Origin of the sequence: Devosia sp., assembly GCF_036406155.1 — a bacterium.
Lineage (GTDB): Bacteria > Pseudomonadota > Alphaproteobacteria > Rhizobiales > Devosiaceae > Devosia_A.
In genome coordinates this window covers 1-16,015 of sequence record NZ_DASWVV010000156.1, presented here as the reverse complement: position 1 = coordinate 16,015, position 16,015 = coordinate 1, and the positions used below count along the sequence as shown (strand labels likewise).

Below are 16,015 nucleotides of genomic sequence, written 5' to 3'. Positions count from 1 at the left end.
CTCCCTGCGCGTCGCCCCCCGCGCGGGGGCGTGGATAGAAACGGGGAGCTTGTGTCGGTGTGGCCGTTTGCGCCGTGTCAGGCTCGCAGATGGTCGGTCATTGGGGTCCGGACCCAATCGCGCCGCCCCGCTGCTTGGGATCAGTGACCGCTGTTTGGCGCAAACCGAACGTCCAAAACCTGGCATGCCAAAGGACTATAATGGGCCCTTCCCACAAAGACTGCAACACGTCGCAAAGCAGGCCGGTCGCCGCCCGTACGGGACGGCGTTTCGGGCGGGCCCGCCGCCCGCCCCGCTGTGCCCGATCGCACGCCTATCCTGGCCGAGGCGGACCGGAGCCGTTTCGGTGCTGCTGGAGAAGCTTCCTGTAGTCGCGATAAGCCTCGAGTTCGACGACGAGGTGCTCGCGCCGCACCGGGTCAGCGACCAGCTCGACTATACCGGGATCGTCGGCCAACCGGGCGAGGAGCGCCAGCGCCACCTTCCTTGGGACGGACTGCTGTTCCACCGCTGTTGTCGCGAGCGCCGCACGGATCCGCCACCAGCGCTGGAGGAGCTGCTCGCGAGCCATGAGCACGCGTTCGGCCTGGGCGATGCCCTGTAGCTCTGCATCCGCAACGGCGAAGCCCGCGCGGGTGGCTGCTTTGGTCATCGCCTGTCGCCACGGTGCCGTGCCGCCCGTTATGGTCACTCTCTGCCAGCCCCGCCCACGGGCATGGGCGATCATGATGGCGATGACATCAGTCGTGGCCTGGTTCGACCGCGCCTGCGTGGGCGCCAGCGTCACTGTGGCGCCACTCTTCAGCACGACGCGGCGGCGCTCGGCGTCGAGTCGGTCGACCCATCTGAGATATTCACCATATCTCTTCGGCAGGCCGGCCAGCTCAGCACGATAGGCATCGCGCCAGCCCACGACGCCGATGCTGGGCAGATCCCAGGCGGCGGTCTCCTTGGAGACGCGCTGCCTGAGGGGTTCCGCCCGCTGGCGGCGGGCGATAGTTTCCAGTATCTCGGCTTCGATTGCCTCGCGAACGGCCTTTGCCCGGGCGGCGGCCGTGTTGTGGAAGGCGTTGTCGAGCGCTAGCAACGCCGCATGCTGTTCTATGGTCAGCAGGCGAGGTTGTTCAACCGGCGGGGGTGAGGCTTTGTCGAACTCGGCATCGTCCGGCGCCTGTGGCTGGTCCGGCAAGGGCAAGCGATCCAGATTGATGATGGCGAAGAGCCCCGGCCCGAAGCCCGGCATCGGACCGAGCTCACCGGCGGCGGGGAGGACCAAGCCGTGCAGTCTCGCCGCGAGTTCGGCCTTGCGCACAGCGTGTCCACTCTGTCGCTCGCCACCCTTGTTGATGGCGCGGAGTAGCGGAACGATAGCGCCCGCCGGTGTAACGACGACGGGGCATTTCTCGCCCAGGGCCAGTCGCAGGCCCGACTCCGCCAAGGCGGCTAGCAGCGAGGCGCCATCGTCGGAGCGCCGCCAGGCCGCGCTCGCCCGCCGCCACACCTCGTCGGGCGCCACGTCATTTCGCCGTTCCGCCTCGGCCCGCTCTGACGAGGTCGATGCCGATACTGCATTGGCGTCGCCCAGCCCGGCCCGCTGCATTGCGTCGGCGACATCGTAGCGCCCATCGCGCCGCAGGCGCGCCACGACGGATTGGTTGAAGCACCCGCTGGTCAGTCTCTCCCCCGCCTCGAACTCGGCGATGCGGCTCACCTTCTCCTGCCGGATTGCCGAATGGCTGGTGCGAACCGCGTTGCCGTCGGCATCGATGCGCAGGTAGACGCGGTGTCCGTGGCGAACGGTGCGGCCGCCCTGGCCGAGCTTGTGGTGGAACACCTCGAGGCACGGGAAGCCCTCGAGGCCGAACTCCCGCTCGAACGCGGTGCGGTGGTGTTCCCAATCGGTCTCGGCATAGACGACGCTCGGACTCGCCCAGGCGTGGATCAATGGTTTTCGGGTGCTGCGGCCAAGTCCCATCAGCCGCAACTCGGCGATGGCGTCGTCGATCGTGTCGGCCGACAGGCCATGCGTGCGGATCGTGATGGTTTCATTGTCGCCGAGCTTGCCGAGGTGAGCCGCCAGCGCCGGATCGCCATCGTGCTCGGTCATGCCACCGATCATCCCCGACGCTCCAGCAGGTCCCGGATCTGGCGCTGCAGCGCCTGCAACTCGTCGGGATGGGCGTCAAGGATCGACTGCAGCCGTGCGGTTCGGCCGAACGCGGGGGTCTTGAGCAATGCAACTTTCAGCAGGCCGGCGAGATGACCCATCGATCTGGTGGCACTGGCCAGCAGGATACGGTCAGCTTCGGAGAAGGCTGGCAAGGTGTAGGGTCTCGAAGCGGAAGTGCCCGCCGGTTCCGCGATGCGCCGCCGCAGATATTCGGCGCGGTTCGTACCCTCCCGCTCAGCCAGCATGGTCAGACGCCGATGGTCGGCCTCGGTCAGCCGAACCAGCACGGGTTTCGTCTTCTGTCGGCTCTCGCTGCCGCGCCTTGCCATCGCCGTCTCCGCGACGGCAGGGGTTCGACAGGGGGCTCGCCCCCTTCGCCAGCTGCAGATGATGTCCGGGCCCGAAGGGCGCGGATATCAGATGCACCGCTGGCTCTGATCGCCGTCACCCAGACCAGTTACAGGCAAGCTTAGCAAGAGACTACGAATTCGACATCGCGCATGCAGATTCCATAGTCTCGCTTGCTGGGTTGCGTGATTGTTTCCGGGAGGCCACCAACCGGAGACCTCACCATGACCAACGCTTTCAACCCTGACGAGACCGATACCGACTATCCCCCGCCCGATGCCGACAACATCGGCCACGCGTCGGTGGACTTGGGGGCCGGGACCGAACCCGAGCCCGTGATTGCGCCCGTGCCACCGGCCGCTACGCCCTCGCTCTCCGTGCCCCGCGTCCGCCGGCACCTGAAGGACATGCGCGAGGCGGTGAAGGACGCCATGACCGGGCTGACAAAGCTCCGGCTGGACGAGCAGGTCACGCTCGATGCCATGGCTATCGATGCACTGATCTGCGGCGCCGTTGAGCGTCAGTATCCCCTGGGCGACGCCCCCCGGATCGACCAGCTGCGCGACCGGGCCCGAGCCGGGGAGTTCTCAAAATATGTTCCGCTGGCGCTCGACGAGCTCGAGGACGTGATCGCGGTGCTCGAGGCGGCGCTATCCGCTCTGAAGGCCATCTCGCTGCTCGGCGAACCGATCCCCGCGAACTGGGGCAACCTGCATCCGGTGCATCTCGCCCGCAAGCTCAACGTCCTCGGCCACACGCTGCTGCGCGGCCGTATCGCCGGGGTGAACCTCTGGTGGTGCACCCGGCAACACAACGTGCAGTACGGACTGCCATCAACGCGCTCGGCGCGCCGCTCGACATCGGCTTCGTGTTCCCGCCGAAGCCGGGCGAGAAGCGCGGCTACGGACAGTGGACCAATCGGGCCCTGGAGCCGAGCGAGATCATGGCGCTGCTGCCCCACGCAGCTGCCGCCAATGCGCGGGGCGGCAACGTCTACATGCGCCTCGGACCGGGCGTGAAGGACAGCCACCCCGGGGTCGTCATGATCGACGACCTCGCTGCCAACACCGTCGAGCAGCTGTCAAAGGACGGGCTCGAGCCCTGCCTCGTCGTCCAGACCAGTGCCGGCAACTTCCAGGCGTGGATCCGGCTGGTCGCCTCTGGAACCGTCCCCTATGCCACCATGGGGCTGGTGGCGCGGCACCTCGCTCATGCCTATGGCGGCGACGAACGCGCCGTCTCGCCGCGTCAGCCGGGGCGATTGCCTGGGTTCACCAACCGCAAGCCGAAACATCAGCTGCAGGATGGACGGTTTCCGTTTGTGAAACTGAACCACGCCGAGCCGGGCCGAGTTGCCAATGCTGGGATCGCGCTGCTGAATCGGCTGGCATCTTTCGACACAGCCGGGGCGGCGGCGGGCGCCGGGCCCCAAACGCCGCGAGGCGCGGCGGAAGCAAGCACCAACATCGACCCTGAAATCGCTTTGGTGCTCGATGCCATCCACTCGGAACAGCGCGAGCGGATCATGCGCGAGTTGGCGGCCAGCCGCCGGGCGCCACATGCCGCATCGGAATCGGAGGTGGACTTCGCCGTGGCGAGGGCGGCTACCCAGCGGGGCATTGCCCCAGAGCAGGTCTCTGCCTGGATCGCCGCTCGCCGGCCGGAAAAGGGGCGCAGCTACCCTGAGTCGACTCTGGACGCGGCCATGGTGCCGCGTTATTGCAGGTAATTTCGTTCCCGACGCGGGACGCTGGCGCCAGGCGAAGCGACCTGAGCGGCATCGGTACGGATGTAATTACTGGCTGGCCGACATTGGCGCTTCGGCGCGTTTTACGAGACACTTGGGATAACGTCCATGACTAAGAACGGGTTACGCCTCGGCGCCGGGGAGCAGCCATCTGGCTAGCCCGTCCCGGGACAAGCGGGCCGATGGCCGATATCGATCAGGACATCGCGCAGCAGCTTGACGCTATCGGTGCCGGGCAACGGGAGCGGATCGTGCGAGAGATGGCCGCTGGTCGCAGGCCGCCGCATGCGGCGTCTGTTTCGGAGGTGGGTTTCGCGGTTGCATCGGCTGCCTTCGCTCAGGGAATCGCATCCGAGCAGATTGCCGTCTGACTGGCGGCCCATCGGCCGGAAAAGCGGCCGCCATACGCCGCCCGTACCGCTTTCGGCCGCTCAAGCCAGCAAGGTTCCATCCGAGCTTAATGGACTGCTCGCAGGTAATCGGCGCTGAGGCGTCGCAGCCCTCTCCATCGGGGCGGTAGCCTCGCGACAAGAATCTGGCGCCAGCCGGCACCTCGCGCTCGGCGAGGATGTGCCGGGGGCGAAAGCGCATCATGATGGACCGCGCACTCCGCCTCTTCCGGCTCGCCGTCGCGGTTCTGGAATGGACAGACTTATGAACTAGACGGCGAGGCGGTGGTGGACGTCTGTTTCATCTGTGTCCGCCGCTCGCAGCGCAGGTGCGGGATGACGTGTTCGGTGATCGCCTCCGCGGTCAGCAGACCCGCAATCTCTTCGAGCCTCGCTCCCGTATATGCCAGGATCAGGGGAACCCAGTAGAGTCCATCCTTGATCACCGCAGTGCCAGGGAGATTGCGCCTCGCGACACTTTTGCAGCCCGACCATATTGTGTGGGCGAAGAGGCGCTGCAGATCATGAAACGCGAATGGAGGCCGGTCGGCACGGGCGCGCTTCTTACGCTTCATGCGAAGCGCGGAGGGATTAAGACCCGCCGCGACCTTGTGGCCGCGCGCGCGGGCCAGTTCAACCACGCGCGACAAGTTGTCGAGGTTGCGATTCACCGTTCCGCGGGCGAGCCCGACCTGATCCTCAGGAAGGGTCTTGGCAGCCTCGACAAAGTAGAAGATCGGCAGGTGCTTCTGCTTCGGACTCTTGCGGTAGTTGATGGGCAGCGACCGCATCGTGTCGAAGAACCTGGAAACGTCCCCCTGGACCACCTCCTCGATGCGCTCCTTGCCGGTGATCTCGCAGAACAGTGCTATCGACTGGCGCATCTGCTTTTCGGTCTTCGCCCTCAGTTAGTCGTCGTCCTCGCGATCGGTGATGAGCCGCTGGACAAGATCGCGAATATTGGCGGCGCCGAAGTCCTCGACCGGAATCTCGCGCTTGGCGGCGGTAGCGGTTAGGCTAGGCGGTTCCCGCTCGACAGCCGGTGCGTCAGCCGGCGCCTCCGGCGATCGCTTAGGCGCTGCCCCGCTGGTGACATTCTGTAATTCGGCTGCGACAGCTGCGAGCGCCGCAAGGTCAAATGGATTACGCACCTCGGAGGCAACCGCGCCAGAAGCCATCGCGAAAGCTCTGAGCTTCAAGCGACGACCTTCATCGATGTCCGCGGCGGAAACTTCACTCCCGAACCGGTCCGAAAGCTGACGCTTGAGCTTCAGCGTCGCACTGTCGGACCAGTGCATCGCGCGGTAGCAGTCAAGCGAGACCTCGACCTGCCGTAGCAACGCCCGGCCATCCGGATGCCCTGCCAGGTCCGCCGCCTCGTCTTGAGTAAGCTGGGCGCTGCGTCCCCGATCCGCAAGCAGGCTGAAGGCGATGGCAGCTGCGCGAGTAGCGCGCCGCTCTTCTTCCCAAGCTTCCCCGGCGTCGATGCGGACGCGCTCGATATTGGCGACGCGCTCCCGCTGGGCAACAAGAGCCTCGCGCAGGAATGTCTGCGCCTGGTCGTGGTTCATGCCTGCGAATCCATTTGCTGTAATAATGGTCGCCGAAGCACCTGCAAGAATCAAACTCAGGGTTTGCGCGAGCCGCGGATCAGCTGTTCCAAGGCTGATGGTGATCGGCTCACGAAGCCCCGGAACCCGCCGACGCCAATAGTAAATCGCGCCGCGCCTGTATGTGTAGGGAACGCGCGCCATGGAACCTCCTCGAACGGATTCCTCAGCGCGACAGTGCTGTGCGACACTTATGTGCTACAGCGCCTCACCTAGAAAGCGAGGAACCCAGGTGGCACGGGGCCTAGAGGGGGAAACTGGCTGGGGCGCCAGGATTCGAACCTGGGAATGGCGGTACCAAAAACCGCTGCCTTACCGCTTGGCGACGCCCCAACGCGCGCGTTCGTACACGGTTTGGCCAGGGGGCGCAACCGAACGCGGGCGCCCGTTTCCGCGCTTGATCCGCGCCAGCCTCCCGTCTATAAAGCGCGCCGACCGGGCACGAATGCGGTGGCCCGAGCCCCTATCGGAGTATAGCGCAGCCTGGTAGCGCACCTGCTTCGGGAGCAGGGGGTCGCGTGTTCGAATCACGCTACTCCGACCAATGGAAGACCCGGCCTCCCGAGGCCGGGTCTTTTCGTTTCGGGGCAACGCCCATGCGCGTGGCCGGCCCGCGTGTAGCGCGAGGCCGGCCCAGTTGGACCGGCCCCCAGCCTCAGCGCAGATCAGGCCTTGCTGCCCAGAAGCTTCCAGGCGCCGGCCACGGTGATCGCCGCGAAGGCCATCTTGACCGCGTCCCACACGATGAACGGCTTGACCGCGCCGTCGAAGGCGGAGGCCCACAGGCTGGTCGCATCGAGCCAGCCCGGGACGGCGCCGCCCTGGGCGACGATGAGGTTCACCACCACCAGCAGCCACGCGAAACCGAAGGCGAAGGCGACCGCGTCCGCCGCCAGCATGGCAAGAAACATCAGCACCGGCCTGCCCGACAGGCCGGCATCAGCCGCGCGGCCGATGATATAGGCCATCGGCAGCAGGCCGACGAGGAAACCGAAGCTGGGGCGGAAGACATAGTCGAGACCGCCGCCGGTGGCGAAGACCGGCAGGCCGGCGAGACCCTCGAGCAGGTACAGCGCGACCGTCGCCACGCCGATGCGCCAGCCGAAGCCGGCGGCGAGAGCCGCCACCGCGAAGGTCTGCAGCGTCACCGGCACCGGCAGCACGGGGACGCTGATCTTGGCCGAGAGCGTGAGCAGCAGGGTGCCGAGCACCACCGTCGCCAGATTGGCGAGCAGCCGGTGGCTGCCCTGCCTGGAAAGCAATACGCCCAAGACGGTATTCTGGGTGGTCAAGTTGGCGGCCATTCATGTACCTTCCGGCAAGAGGGGAAATCCTCGCGTTTCTAGTCTCTCGCCCATCCGAGCGCAATGGTTGCCGCCCCAAACCCGCTGAGCTTCGACACCGCCTTTTCGCCGCCGACCGGCGTACCGGAACCGGTGGCACCCGGGGTGGTCCGTGTCACCGCGCCCAATCGCGGCCCCTACACCTTCACCGGCACCAACAGCTTCCTGCTGGGCGGACCCGCGAGCGTCGCCGTGCTCGACCCCGGTCCGGACGACGCCGCCCACCTCGCGGCGCTGCTGGCCGCGATCAGCGGGCGCCGGGTCGAGGCGATCCTGCTCACCCACACCCATCGCGACCACTCGGCGCTGGCGCCGAAGCTGCAGGCGGCAACCGGCGCACCGCTCTGGTTCGCCGGGCGGCACCGGCTGAGCCGCAAGCCGCGACCGCTCGAGCGCAATTCCGTCGACAGCCACAGCGACTGGGACCTGGTCCCCGACCGCCACCTCCGCGACGGCGAGTCGATCACGGTCGCCGGGCTCGACCTCACGGTCATCACCACCCCCGGCCACTGCGCCAACCATATCTGCCTCGGCCTCACCGGAAGCGGGGACGTCCTCACCGGCGACCACGTCATGGGCTGGAACTCCACCCTGGTCTCGGTGCCGGACGGCTCGATGGCCGACTACCTCGACTCCCTGCGCAAGCTGATCGCCCTGCCCTACCGGCGCTATCTGCCGGCGCATGGCGGCCCCATCGGCGACGGCCCGGGCTACGCCGAGGCGCTGCTCGCGCACCGCCTCAGGCGCAACCAGCAGATCGTCGCCGCCGTCGCCGGCGGCGCCCGGCGCATCGGCGATCTGCTGCGCGAGCTCTATCCCGGCCTTGCCCCCACCCTCGTGCCGGCGGCGCGCATGGTGCTCGCGGCGCATGTCGAGTACCTCGAGGCGCACGGCGCCATCGCCGTCCGCCGCGGACTTGCCGGCCTGACGCTGGCCCCGTCCTAGCCGTCCTGCTCGGCCGGCGCCGGGGCCGGCGTCGGCGCCACCGGGGCGTCGCGCATGAACAGCGTGATCTGGGCGTCGAGCGCGGCGAGGAACTCCTCGATATGGCGCCCGTTCTCGCCCAGATCGTGCAGGCCGTGCAGCGCGGTGGCGCGCATGGCAACGGACGATCCCTGCGGATCGCCGGTGACGCGGATCACCACCTCGTCGCGCCAGCCGAGCAGGGTCGTGGCGATGGCGTTGATCTGGCCCTCGGCGAGGGCCGATTGCGGGGCGCGCCGGGCCCTGATTTCCCCGCCCTTCTGTTCGGCCAGCTGCGCGGCGAAGGCGTAGATCTGGGGCGCCTCGATGGGATAGCGGCGGGTGCGGGCATTGGGAAAGGCGGCCTCGATGGCGGCGCGCTCGGCGGCGGTCCACGGCGCCGTCGCGACCGGGGAGACGAGGCCGGGCGGCCGTTCGAAATCGGTGGTGACGTCGCTCACCGGCGGATAGCGCAGGGCCAGCACCACGACGAAGGCGAGCGGCAAGAGGCAGAGCAGGCTGAAGAACAGCCCCATCGTCGCCTTGCCCCAGCCCTCGTCGCCGGTCACCCACAGCCGCGCGAAGGCGCCGACCGCCAGCAGCAGCGCCGCCACGGCGACGCCCATGGCGATCGCCTCGACGAGGTGGAATTCGGCGCTGGTGATCAGCCGCTCGCGGTGCATGAACACCGGCACGATGGCGAGCGGCAGCGCCAGGCTGCCGAAACGGCGGGCCCAGATCGCCCATTTCGATGTGCGGATGAGAATGCGCATTGGCCCAACCCTTCCGGACTCGCCGGCATGGCGTCAAGAGGCTGAAGGCCATTGCCGGCAGGGACTTGGCTATTCCCGTCGCTGGCGCCGCGGGCGCGGCACGCCGAGGCGCCGGCCGGCCGCGTGGCCTCCGGGTTCGGGGCAGTCGAGGGACGGCGCCGGCGGGAACTGGCCCCACGCGGTTGGTCCGCAAAGAACGAGGCGCTCGCCCCGCCGGCACGACCGGGATTTTCGGCCTATGGCGCGCCGGGCGGGGTGCATCCCCTGCCGCATCGCGAGGACGGTGGGCAGCTTGGTCGACCGGGGAGAGCCCCCGCATCGCCTCGCCAGCCGGGCGGGCGAACCCGCCACGGCCGTTCCCCGCCCCGCGACGGCTCCGGCGGAGCCGTGCGGCCGCAGGGGAACTCCCGGCCGCCTCAAGGGTGGCGGCCGTCGTCCCTTGGGAGGCGCCCATTGCCGCCTCCCCCCGCGTTGGTAGCGGCTTGACCGGCTAACCGGCCCACGCCGACACGCTTTCAGCCTGGCGCGATGCGACCACCGCGCCACCCGGCCCCCCGCCACGACCGCTCGTATCGATCCGTCCGATTGCGGCGGGGTGCGGCCATTCTAGCGGCGCCGCCGGGCACGGGGATTACATATTTGAAGCCGCTGTTCTGGCGCCGGTTTCTGGCGGCAGGATAGCCCGTCAGGAGGGGGTAGGTCTTCTTACGGATAATTCCGCAAATGGGACCTATTTGCAACACGCGAGGCGACGGTGGTGGGGGGGTGGCGGTGATTGGGGGCGGGTGGAGAAGGGGGGAGTAATCCCGGGGGCGGGCGGGGGCAGAAAACGGTAGAAGAGGGGCCGGAGGGAGGGAGGGAGAGGGGGGGCACCGGGCGGAGGAAATCGGGGTCGGGCCGCGCGTTGTGCGCTCGCCGCGCATCCGGTCGAGGCACGTGGTTGCGGGGCAGTGGCGACCGGCCTGAAATGGGTCACTCAGGAAAATTCCTTTCCCGAACAAATCCGACCCCGTCCATTGCGTTGGGACGAGACAGCCGACCGGGAGTGGATGTGTCTATTCGCGGGGCTTACGCGAATGGTGGGAGCAAATCTTTTGCCCGCTGTGCAGTGCGCGACGACCTCGCATCGCCCTACAATCCCGACGGGTCGGAGTCCAGACCGGTCAGCTTCGAGGACAGCGCGACTCACGCTCGAAATCTCGGGCCCACACCCGCACGGCATCGGACGTGTCGCTGCCAAATCCCGTTCGCGCACCAAAGCGGCGCAGGCGCTGCCCCTATTGCCCAGCCTTCTTGGCGAGCAGCCTCTTTCTGCGGTGTTTGACGCGTTCCTCTGCCACGCGCCATCGCTCCTCTTCAAAGGATGGAAGGCCAAGGTGAATAGCGACCGTGGATTCGGCGATAGCGTGCAGGCCGTGCGTGAATCGGTAGTCTGCGAACTTCGCGTGTTCGCCGCCTTTGTCCTTCCAAGTGCGTTCGAGCGTGACATAGTAATTCAGCAGCTCCGTGCCAGTTAGAAGTAGAAGGGGATTCCGGTGCTCACCTCGCTCGTCAAGCTTTCGCCCCCACCTGGCTAGATCGGTCAATACCGTCTTTTCCGCGTGGGTGAATTCGTCTCGAAGAACAGAGACTGCTAGTGTTGCGCCGGGAAGTTTTGCTGCGGCTTTTTTCAGCTGGTCAACGTCGCTGGCCTTAATGAGCTCGCCTCTGCCGAAGGACTTTGCTTCGCCAAGCACCAAGCGCGGATACTCGTACGGCAAATCGCCGATCGTGTCCTTGCCAATCCAAGCCACATAGTCGGCCTCAACTATCGCCCCATCGAACTTCATCGTTAAAGCCGTTGAATAAGTCATGGGTGTCATATGCGCTGCCATCGACTTGAGGGCGTGGAGCGCCAAAACCGCCCCGTATGATCCTTTCGCATAGTCCGGTACGGCAAATGGACCAATCGCGCGATAAGACCACTGCCGAGCGACGTTGCCCTGCGGAAAGGGGTACATCTTCAGGCATCTCTCGCAGCGCAGCGAGTAGTTGGCGTCGGAGATGCTATGCCAATTGCTGTTTTTGCAATGAGGGCACGTGGTTTCCACGCCGAGCCTTAAGACGTTGGAGTCCGTAAGGTGGTCAAGGGTCGTTTCGCGAAAGGATCGCTCCTTTGCCCGGCGCGACAGAATCGCCTTCCAATCCGCGAACGACTTCGAGTGGCGACCGAACACCTCCTCTGTTTCAGGTTCGTCGCCACCCGTTCTAACCCGAATTCCGCCGGCCATTTTGTTAAGCGTCTGGAGCGTTTCGGCATGCGCGATAATATTGGCGCTCCGCAAACCCCCAAGATGCGAAAGAACCTGCTTAGCAATGTACCCGGGCTCAGATGCCGTCGCCTGTACGCCCAGCGTGCCAAGCCAACCGATGATCGCTTCCTCCGGGCTCATAAGGTCTAGACTCGTTCCTAGGCCGCGATAGTGTTGGCCAACAGACCAGCCCTCGCTCCCGACCATCACTGAGTCACCGCCTAGAGCCAATCGGGGCCACTTCCGGTCGATGATGTTGAATGGCAGAACCGTCGCAACCGCCTCGTCATCGAATGTGGAGACGCGAATTGAGTTGACCCATCTAAGGTCATGGGCACCAAAGCGCTCGGCGAAGTCAGGAAAGATCGAATCGACGTGCGCGATCATGTGCTTGGAGTCACGGTCCACCTGAATGGTCGCCCGGTTGCTCTTAACGCTAAGCTCGATTCGCGTCGGTCGCTGCATGCCGTTCTCGTCTCCACGGCGGACCCACACCTGGTTGCGCCACGGCTTCACGACCAAGGGACCCTGCCCCTTCTTAGCTGCATCAGCATCAGGAGGTGGCATGAGTGGGCGCACGGCCTTCACGACCTGCTCTATGTCTGCCTCTGCCAAGGACCGCCCGAATTCAAGCGTAGCGTGATGCATCACGCCATATGGATTGCCAACGACCGGCCGATGTTCTTCCTTCAGAATGTTGGCGATGTCTGGGGCAAGGTCCTGTGCCCACCCAACTGGCACAGGTAAGACCGGATTTGGCTCCAGCCGCATGTTCCAGAGATCGATCAGGTCAGTGGGCCGCTTCGGGTCGAAAACATAGATAACAAGATCGTCATTCCAACTGCGGCTCGCCTCAATACTGTAGCGAGTGATGCGCAAGGGAGTGGGCGCGCCAGCGCCGAAGACCTTTCTCCATGCCGCTGGTCCAGCGGCGACTATCTCCGGTCGGAATACGTCCTTGTAGCCTTTTTCGAAGTAGGTGGACGCCTTTCCGGTGGGGTAGGCCCCGAACAGGGCCTCGACGGCAGCTGAGCCTCTTTCCGGTTTGACGAAATATGCCGGCGACTCTTGTCGCAAGGCAAAGCGTCTCTCTGATTTGTAGATGTCCCGCAGCACGTCGATGACGCTCAGCCCGACGCTCAATTCAGCGAAGTTGCGTCCGTCCTGCTTCTTGAGCAGGTCACCCAGCGGGAGAACACGGCTGTGAATCTCGTATTGTCGTCGCACACCCTGAAGTCCAGCCTCGTCCAACAGCCCGGCTTCGGCCTCCACAAAGGCGTCAGGCTCAAAGAACTCGACATACCCCTTGGCGACGTTGCGGCCCTTTGAGAACCGCCAATGTTCTTTGCGCCACTCCTTCGGGCCGACGGGGAAGACGGGGATTATTGGGTTATAAATCCCACCCCACATACAGGCGCAGACGCGCATGAAGCGTCGGATGGAAGATAGGTCCGAGGGGCGGACCAAAAGTGCCAGCCGAGTCGGCCGCAGTTGTGTATCGACCGTTAGATCGACCAAAGTCCTTCCTCCCGGGGCCTCGGCATGTGTGCGGGGAACAATACCCTATTCGAGCCTCGAAAGTCAGAATTCCGGGCTTCGGGTCCGCCGTTACTCGCGGACCGCTTGCGGGTCGGACTCCGAACGTCCGCCGGAAGTCCCGGTTTTGTGGCACTCTCGGACGACTTTCCCCCTGTCACCGGCTTAGAAAGCAGTGAGTTCCGGGACCGACCAAGCGGCCCCAAGCTAAGGCGCGGGATGGTAAAACCGAGACGCCAAACAAAAGCGGTGTGGAGACGCAAGGTCTGCTCCCCTTAGGCGGGATCAATGGCCTATCCTCCCCTGGCCGAAATCCAGCAAGACTCGGGCAGCCAAACGTAGAGCCGGGCGATAGCTTTGACCGCTACACCGCTTGTGGCGCGAAGCAGTCATGCCGAGACTCGGCCCAGGCGCGACGCGGCCAAGCCGGCCACCGTTGATGCAGCGGCCGACACAGTCTGCTGCTCCGCGCCCTCACGCGCGGCCGGTGCTTGCCGCCAGCGTTGCGAGGAGCGCGTCGAGCTGTTCGAACTGCTCGGGCAGCATGCCGCCTTCCATCGCCTCGAGGGCTGCCTTCGAGGGGTAGAGCTCGTGCAGGGTCAGCAGCGTCTTGCCGTCCGTTTCCTCGAAGGTCACGGTGGTCACGGCGCCGTCCGCATCCTCTTCATTGGTCCAGACGAGCCGCGCGTTCGGGATCACCTCGAGATATTTGCCGAAGAACGCCCAGGAGCCGGCTTCGTCCTCGCCGAACTCGAGGCGGTAGCTGCCGCCGGTGCGCACGTCCATCTGGCAGGAGCGCAGGGGAACGCCGAGCGATTTCGGCGCCCACCAGCGCATGAACAGCTCGGGCGTGGTCCAGGCCTTGAAGACAAGGCGGGCCGGGGCGTCGAAGAGCCTGGTGACGACCATTTCGCGGTCGGACGTCCGATCCACGCGCGTGAGCCTTTTTGCGGAGGCATCTGCTTCACTTTTCGCGTCCATCGCTCTGCTCCTTGCGCTTGAGTTCCTCGACGATTTCATCCAGCCCCGCGAAGCGGGCTTCCCAGAGCCGGCGGTAGCCCTCGATCCAGGCCGCCGCTTCCTCCAGCCGGCCGGACCCGAGCCGGCAGGTGCGCACGCGCCCCACCTTGCGCGTGGTCACGAGCCCCGCCTGCTCGAGCACGCCGACGTGCTTCCGCATGCCCGTGAGGGTCATGCGGAACCTGCCGGCGAGCTCGGTGATCGAGGCGTCCGAACGCGCGAGCTGCAGGAGAACGCCGCGGCGGGTCGCGTCCGAGAGGGCGGCGAAGGCGGCGTCGACACGGGTGTGGGCATGCTGAACCATGTGGTTCAGTATATACCCGGACGAGCGGCGTGCAAGAGGGCGGAGCGCATGAGGAACCCGGCGCCATCCGTGGGCGCGGCACGACCCCCTCCCCGACCCTCCCCGCGCTGCCGCGGGGGAGGGTGTTCTGTCCGGCGCAGCTGGCATGATCTCGCCCCGCCCAAAGGCCGGCCCCCTCCCCCTTGCGGGGAAGGTTGCGTGGCCCGACTGCGGCTACGGAGCCGTCAAACCCGCCCGCTCGAGGTCGTCGACGGCGAGCGTCAGGACGGAGATGCGCGGCTGCATGGCCGCCTCAGGGGTAGAGGCGCTGGCGGGCCCAGTCCGTGTCCGCGTCGGGCCGGGTGAACAGCACCCGATCGTGCAGCCGGAAGGCGCCATCCTTCCAGAATTCCATCTGCAGCGGCACGAGGCGGAAGCCGCCCCAGTGGTTGGGGCGGGGCACCGGCTCGCCGGCCGGCAGGCTCTGCTCGAGCGAGTCGACGCGGGCCATGAGCGCTTCCCGGCCCGCGAGCGGCTGCGATTGCAGCGAGGCGTGGGCCCCGATCTGGGAGATGCGCGGCCGCGTGGCGAAATAGGCGTCGGCCTCGGCCGGGGCCACGGTCTCGACGGGGCCGCGCAGGCGGACCTGCCGGCGCAGCGACTTCCAGTGGAACAGGAGCGCGGCCTGGGGATGGGCGTGCAGCTGGGCGCCCTTGGCGCTGTCGAAATTGGTGAAGAAGACGAAGCCGCGGCGGTCGCGGGCGTTGAGCAGCACGATGCGGGCATCGGGAAGGCCTGCGGCGTCGACGCTCGCCAGCGTCATGGCGTTGGGATCGTTGACTTCGCCGGCCTGGGCCTCGGCAAACCACTCCTCGAACAGCAGGAAGGGATCGATGCTGCCCGTGTCGGCGTCGTCGAAGAGGCGGTCGGAAAGCGTGGCTGTCGGCATTTTCGCTGTGTCCCGCAATGTCTTGGCCGCACTGGACAAGGCCAGGGGCCGTCGCCATATAGGATGCGAAACGACGGCGTGGCAACCGTGTGCGGACTTTCCGCAGCACGGCCGGGCGCCGGATGCGTGCGTGCCGCGGGCGGAATGATGCTAGATCTTGCCATGGGGCACGTCCCGATTCGACAGGATTGACATGCGCGACCCTTATACCGTGCTCGGGGTGCCGCGGTCCGTAAGCGACAAGGACCTGAAGTCCGCCTATCGCAAGCTGGCAAAGGCGCATCACCCCGACCAGAACCCGGACGACCCGAAGGCCCACGCGAGATTCTCGGAGATTTCGTCGGCCTACGACTTCCTGTCCGACCCCGAGAAGCGGGCGCAGTACGACCGTGGCGAGATCGACGCCGACGGGCAGCCCAAGTTTGCCGGCTTCGCCCGCGGCGCCGGTGGAGCGCGGCGCGGCGCCGGCGCGCAGGCGGGCGGGTTCTCGGCCGAGGACATCCTCAAGGAGTTCATGAGCGGCTTCGGCGGGCAGCCGCGCGGCGCCGGCCGCGCCGGCTCGCAGCAATGGGACCCGTTCATGGGCACCAGCG

At 66.4% G+C, this 16,015-nt stretch carries 15 protein-coding genes and 2 tRNA genes; 6 read left to right on the top strand and 11 right to left on the bottom strand.

Annotated features, from left to right (window positions below; translation table 11 throughout):
- Positions 1-313 precede the first annotated feature (313 nt).
- Both VGD93_RS09975 and VGD93_RS09970 read right to left on the bottom strand, forming a co-directional pair.
- A complete protein-coding gene (locus VGD93_RS09975) occupies positions 314-2,107 on the bottom strand; it encodes an LPD7 domain-containing protein (protein ID WP_395011614.1) in 1,794 nt (597 codons plus the stop codon).
- A gap of 8 nt (positions 2,108-2,115) precedes the next feature.
- The gene (locus tag VGD93_RS09970; protein WP_395011613.1) at positions 2,116-2,499 is read right to left on the bottom strand and encodes a hypothetical protein; all 384 of its coding nucleotides are present in this window, start codon (positions 2,497-2,499) and stop codon (positions 2,116-2,118) included.
- Between the two features lie 243 nt (positions 2,500-2,742).
- On the opposite strand from VGD93_RS09970, the gene VGD93_RS09965 reads away from it, so the two are divergent.
- The 3 genes from VGD93_RS09965 to VGD93_RS09955 all read left to right on the top strand — a co-directional run bounded on the left by VGD93_RS09965 (position 2,743) and on the right by VGD93_RS09955 (position 4,636).
- Positions 2,743-3,537, top strand: a complete 795-nt coding sequence (locus VGD93_RS09965; RefSeq protein WP_395011611.1) for a hypothetical protein — start codon at positions 2,743-2,745, stop codon at positions 3,535-3,537.
- Positions 3,462-4,247: a DNA-primase RepB domain-containing protein gene (locus VGD93_RS09960; RefSeq protein WP_395011609.1), complete on the top strand. Its 786-nt coding sequence runs from the start codon at positions 3,462-3,464 to the stop codon at positions 4,245-4,247. Before VGD93_RS09965 ends, VGD93_RS09960 begins: the two co-directional genes overlap by 76 nt.
- A 200-nt stretch (positions 4,248-4,447) precedes the next feature.
- Positions 4,448-4,636 carry a hypothetical protein gene (locus VGD93_RS09955; RefSeq protein WP_395011607.1) on the top strand — a complete coding sequence of 63 codons (189 nt, stop codon included), beginning with the start codon at positions 4,448-4,450 and terminating at the stop codon, positions 4,634-4,636.
- A 281-nt stretch (positions 4,637-4,917) separates the two neighbouring features.
- Here VGD93_RS09955 and VGD93_RS09950 read toward each other — a convergent pair whose 3' ends face one another.
- From VGD93_RS09950 to VGD93_RS09940, 3 genes are all read right to left on the bottom strand, one after another.
- The gene (locus VGD93_RS09950; protein ID WP_395011606.1) at positions 4,918-5,538 is read right to left on the bottom strand and encodes a hypothetical protein; all 621 of its coding nucleotides are present in this window, start codon (positions 5,536-5,538) and stop codon (positions 4,918-4,920) included.
- Positions 5,539-5,562: 24 nt separating this feature from the next.
- Positions 5,563-6,408: a DUF6538 domain-containing protein gene (locus VGD93_RS09945; RefSeq protein ID WP_395011604.1), complete on the bottom strand. Its 846-nt coding sequence runs from the start codon at positions 6,406-6,408 to the stop codon at positions 5,563-5,565.
- A gap of 114 nt (positions 6,409-6,522) precedes the next feature.
- Positions 6,523-6,597 (bottom strand) — tRNA-Gln (locus VGD93_RS09940).
- 134 nt (positions 6,598-6,731) lie between these two features.
- Between VGD93_RS09940 and VGD93_RS09935 the strand changes: the two genes are divergently transcribed.
- Positions 6,732-6,808, top strand: a tRNA-Pro gene (locus tag VGD93_RS09935).
- 121 nt (positions 6,809-6,929) lie between these two features.
- On the opposite strand, the gene VGD93_RS09930 is transcribed toward VGD93_RS09935, so the two are convergent.
- Positions 6,930-7,568 (bottom strand): biotin transporter BioY, encoded by a 639-nt coding sequence (locus tag VGD93_RS09930; protein ID WP_395011602.1) that lies wholly within the window; start codon positions 7,566-7,568, stop codon positions 6,930-6,932.
- A gap of 63 nt (positions 7,569-7,631) precedes the next feature.
- On the opposite strand from VGD93_RS09930, the gene VGD93_RS09925 reads away from it, so the two are divergent.
- On the top strand, positions 7,632-8,552 hold the full coding sequence (locus VGD93_RS09925) for an MBL fold metallo-hydrolase (RefSeq protein WP_395011600.1): 921 nt from the start codon (positions 7,632-7,634) through the stop codon (positions 8,550-8,552).
- On the opposite strand, the gene VGD93_RS09920 is transcribed toward VGD93_RS09925, so the two are convergent.
- The 5 genes from VGD93_RS09920 to pdxH form a co-directional block, all read right to left on the bottom strand.
- The gene (locus tag VGD93_RS09920; RefSeq protein WP_395011598.1) at positions 8,549-9,343 is read right to left on the bottom strand and encodes a DUF1499 domain-containing protein; all 795 of its coding nucleotides are present in this window, start codon (positions 9,341-9,343) and stop codon (positions 8,549-8,551) included. The genes VGD93_RS09925 and VGD93_RS09920 overlap by 4 nt on opposite strands.
- Positions 9,344-10,620: 1,277 nt before the next feature.
- On the bottom strand, positions 10,621-13,152 hold the full coding sequence (locus tag VGD93_RS09915; protein ID WP_395011596.1) for a hypothetical protein: 2,532 nt from the start codon (positions 13,150-13,152) through the stop codon (positions 10,621-10,623).
- Between the two features lie 492 nt (positions 13,153-13,644).
- On the bottom strand, positions 13,645-14,151 hold the full coding sequence (locus VGD93_RS09910; protein WP_395011594.1) for an SRPBCC domain-containing protein: 507 nt from the start codon (positions 14,149-14,151) through the stop codon (positions 13,645-13,647).
- Positions 14,135-14,494, bottom strand: a complete 360-nt coding sequence (locus VGD93_RS09905) for an ArsR/SmtB family transcription factor (RefSeq protein WP_395011592.1) — start codon at positions 14,492-14,494, stop codon at positions 14,135-14,137. The genes VGD93_RS09910 and VGD93_RS09905 overlap by 17 nt, the downstream gene beginning before the upstream one ends.
- A gap of 292 nt (positions 14,495-14,786) precedes the next feature.
- Positions 14,787-15,422, bottom strand: coding sequence for a pyridoxamine 5'-phosphate oxidase (gene pdxH / locus VGD93_RS09900; protein WP_395011591.1), 636 nt, complete (start codon positions 15,420-15,422; stop codon positions 14,787-14,789).
- Between the two features lie 193 nt (positions 15,423-15,615).
- Here pdxH and VGD93_RS09895 point away from each other — a divergent pair.
- On the top strand, positions 15,616-16,015 hold a 400-nt coding region (locus VGD93_RS09895; protein WP_395011589.1), incomplete at its 3' end, for a DnaJ domain-containing protein.

Coding starts and splice junctions, on each gene's coding strand:
- VGD93_RS09975 (WP_395011614.1), bottom strand. CDS start 2,107: ATGACCGAGCACGATGGCGATCCGGCGCTGGCGGCTCACCTCGGCAAG.
- VGD93_RS09970 (WP_395011613.1), bottom strand. CDS start 2,499: ATGGCAAGGCGCGGCAGCGAGAGCCGACAGAAGACGAAACCCGTGCTG.
- VGD93_RS09965 (WP_395011611.1), top strand. CDS start 2,743: ATGACCAACGCTTTCAACCCTGACGAGACCGATACCGACTATCCCCCG.
- VGD93_RS09960 (WP_395011609.1), top strand. CDS start 3,462: ATGGCGCTGCTGCCCCACGCAGCTGCCGCCAATGCGCGGGGCGGCAAC.
- VGD93_RS09955 (WP_395011607.1), top strand. CDS start 4,448: ATGGCCGATATCGATCAGGACATCGCGCAGCAGCTTGACGCTATCGGT.
- VGD93_RS09950 (WP_395011606.1), bottom strand. CDS start 5,538: ATGCGCCAGTCGATAGCACTGTTCTGCGAGATCACCGGCAAGGAGCGC.
- VGD93_RS09945 (WP_395011604.1), bottom strand. CDS start 6,408: ATGGCGCGCGTTCCCTACACATACAGGCGCGGCGCGATTTACTATTGG.
- VGD93_RS09930 (WP_395011602.1), bottom strand. CDS start 7,568: ATGGCCGCCAACTTGACCACCCAGAATACCGTCTTGGGCGTATTGCTT.
- VGD93_RS09925 (WP_395011600.1), top strand. CDS start 7,632: ATGGTTGCCGCCCCAAACCCGCTGAGCTTCGACACCGCCTTTTCGCCG.
- VGD93_RS09920 (WP_395011598.1), bottom strand. CDS start 9,343: ATGCGCATTCTCATCCGCACATCGAAATGGGCGATCTGGGCCCGCCGT.
- VGD93_RS09910 (WP_395011594.1), bottom strand. CDS start 14,151: ATGGACGCGAAAAGTGAAGCAGATGCCTCCGCAAAAAGGCTCACGCGC.
- VGD93_RS09905 (WP_395011592.1), bottom strand. CDS start 14,494: ATGGTTCAGCATGCCCACACCCGTGTCGACGCCGCCTTCGCCGCCCTC.
- pdxH (WP_395011591.1), bottom strand. CDS start 15,422: ATGCCGACAGCCACGCTTTCCGACCGCCTCTTCGACGACGCCGACACG.